Source organism: Pseudomonas sp. Sample_24 (assembly GCF_004307605.1).
GTDB lineage: Bacteria > Pseudomonadota > Gammaproteobacteria > Pseudomonadales > Pseudomonadaceae > Aquipseudomonas.
Genome location: NZ_RCNW01000250.1, coordinates 1 through 2815, shown reverse-complemented (window position 1 = coordinate 2815; position 2815 = coordinate 1). Strand labels below are relative to the sequence as shown.

Annotated in this window: 3 protein-coding genes; all 3 read left to right on the top strand. The window is 59.6% G+C overall.

The features are described 5' to 3' along the window. A partial coding sequence (locus D8V06_RS14080) for a thioredoxin domain-containing protein (protein ID WP_241667821.1) occupies positions 1 to 114 on the top strand: 114 nt, incomplete at its 5' end. A 248-nt stretch (positions 115 to 362) separates the two neighbouring features. Next, positions 363 to 1622: a transcription termination factor Rho gene (gene rho / locus D8V06_RS14075; protein ID WP_003206716.1), complete on the top strand. Its 1260-nt coding sequence runs from the start codon at positions 363 to 365 to the stop codon at positions 1620 to 1622. Positions 1623 to 1776: 154 nt separating this feature from the next. After that, on the top strand, positions 1777 to 2815 hold a 1039-nt coding region (locus tag D8V06_RS14070; protein ID WP_130931154.1), incomplete at its 3' end, for a UbiD family decarboxylase.

Here is a 2815-nt window from a genome sequence, read left to right as displayed (position 1 = left end):
GGCGTGCGTGGTATCCCGACCCTGATGCTGTTCAAGAACGGCAACGTTGAAGCGACCAAGGTCGGCGCACTGTCGAAGTCGCAACTGGCTGCTTTCCTCGACGCCAACATCTAAGCGTTGTTATAAAGCGTCATGAAAAGGCCCCGCATAATGCGGGGCCTTTTCGTTATTGAGGGCTAGACGCTCCGAAACTCAGGTGGTACATTCGGCCCCGCACTGGTTTCTCCAATGCCCCCTGCTAGCCGTCGCCGACGCTCTCCTTTTCGAATAAGTACGCGATCCTGTCGCCTTCTCCGCGGCGCGGCCTCATTAAGCCAAAAGCTTAATTTTCCCCCCTCCATAAATGATTACGTCATTCCTATATGAATCTGACTGAACTCAAGCAAAAGCCGATTACCGAACTGCTCGAATTGGCCGAACAGATGGGCATAGAAAATATGGCCCGTTCGCGCAAGCAGGACGTGATTTTCTCCCTGCTGAAAAAGCACGCGAAAAGCGGCGAGGAAATCTCCGGTGATGGCGTGCTGGAGATTCTCCAGGACGGCTTCGGCTTCCTCCGCTCTGCAGACGCCTCCTATCTCGCCGGCCCGGACGATATCTACGTCTCGCCGAGCCAGATCCGTCGCTTTAACTTGCGCACCGGTGACACCATCGTTGGCAAGATCCGCCCTCCGAAGGAAGGCGAGCGTTATTTCGCGCTGCTGAAGGTCGACACGATCAACTTCGACCGTCCGGAAAACGCGAAAAACAAGATTCTCTTCGAGAACCTGACCCCGCTGTTCCCGACCGTGCGCATGAAGATGGAAGCCGGCAACGGCTCCACCGAAGACTTGACCGGTCGTGTTATCGACCTGTGCGCCCCGATCGGCAAAGGCCAGCGCGGTCTGATCGTTGCACCGCCGAAAGCCGGTAAGACGATCATGCTGCAGAACATCGCGGCGAACATTGCGCGCAACAACCCTGAAGTTCACCTGATCGTGCTGCTGATCGACGAACGTCCGGAAGAAGTAACCGAAATGCAGCGCACCGTGCGCGGCGAAGTGGTTGCCTCGACGTTCGACGAGCCGCCAACCCGTCACGTACAGGTGGCCGAAATGGTGATCGAGAAGGCCAAGCGCCTGGTCGAGCACAAGAAAGACGTGGTGATCCTGCTCGACTCCATCACCCGTCTGGCCCGTGCCTACAACACCGTGATCCCGAGCTCCGGCAAAGTGCTCACCGGTGGTGTCGATGCCCACGCCCTGGAGAAGCCAAAGCGTTTCTTCGGTGCTGCGCGGAACATCGAAGAAGGCGGCTCGCTGACCATCATCGCCACCGCGCTGGTTGAAACCGGCTCGAAGATGGACGAAGTGATCTACGAGGAATTCAAAGGCACCGGCAACATGGAACTGCCTCTGGATCGCCGCATCGCTGAAAAGCGCGTGTTCCCGGCCATCAACATCAACCGTTCCGGCACCCGCCGCGAAGAGTTGCTGACCGCCGACGACGAGTTGCAGCGCATGTGGATCCTGCGCAAGCTGCTGCACCCGATGGACGAAGTTGCTGCCATCGAGTTCCTGGTCGACAAGCTGAAAACGACCAAGACCAACGATGAGTTCTTCCTGTCGATGAAACGCAAGTAAGTCGAGCAGGTTGTGCCATACAGGGCACCAGAGCCGGGGAAACCCGGCTTTTTGCTATCTGATTTTTGATGAACCGGCAGTTCGTGGTTCTGAATAGAGGGGTTCGGCGCTAAACTGCCTGCCCCGAACGCCACGGCCAACACGAGGCTTACGCATGCAGTATCGCGACTTGCGCGACTTTATCAGCGGGCTGGAACAGCGCGGCGAGCTCAAGCGCATCCAGATTCCGGTGTCCCCAGTGCTCGAAATGACCGAGGTCTGTGACCGCACCTTGCGCGCCAAAGGCCCGGCCCTGCTGTTTGAAAAGCCTGTCGGTTATGACATTCCGGTGCTCGGCAACCTGTTCGGCACCCCCGAGCGCGTTGCGTTGGGCATGGGCGCCGAAGCGGTCAGCGAACTGCGCGAAATCGGCAAGTTGCTGGCGTTCCTCAAGGAACCCGAGCCGCCGAAAGGGCTGAAAGACGCCTGGTCCAAACTGCCGATCTTCCGCAAGATCATCTCGATGGCGCCCAAGGTCGTCAAAGATGCGATCTGCCAGGAAGTGGTCATCGAAGGCGATGACGTCGATCTCTCGACACTGCCGGTGCAGACCTGCTGGCCGGGCGACGTGGCGCCGCTGATCACCTGGGGCCTGACCGTTACCAAAGGTCCGAACAAGGATCGGCAGAACCTCGGGATCTACCGTCAGCAAGTGATCGGCCGCAACAAAGTCATCATGCGTTGGCTCAGCCACCGTGGCGGCGCGCTGGATTACCGCGAATGGTGCGAGAAGCATCCGGGGCAACCGTTCCCGGTGGCCGTGGCGCTGGGCGCTGACCCGGCGACCATTCTCGGCGCCGTGACCCCGGTGCCCGACAGTCTCTCCGAATACGCTTTCGCCGGCCTGCTGCGCGGCAACCGCACCGAACTGGTGAAATGCCGGGGCAACGACCTGCAAGTGCCGGCCACCGCCGAGATCATCCTTGAAGGCGTGATCCATCCGGGCGAGATGGCCGATGAAGGCCCGTACGGCGACCACACCGGCTACTACAACGAAGTCGACAGCTTCCCGGTGTTCACCGTCGAGCGCATCACCCATCGGATCAAGCCGATCTACCACAGCACCTACACCGGACGTCCACCGGATGAGCCGGCGATCCTCGGCGTGGCGCTGAACGAAGTGTTCGTGCCGATCCTGCAGAAGCAGTTCCCGG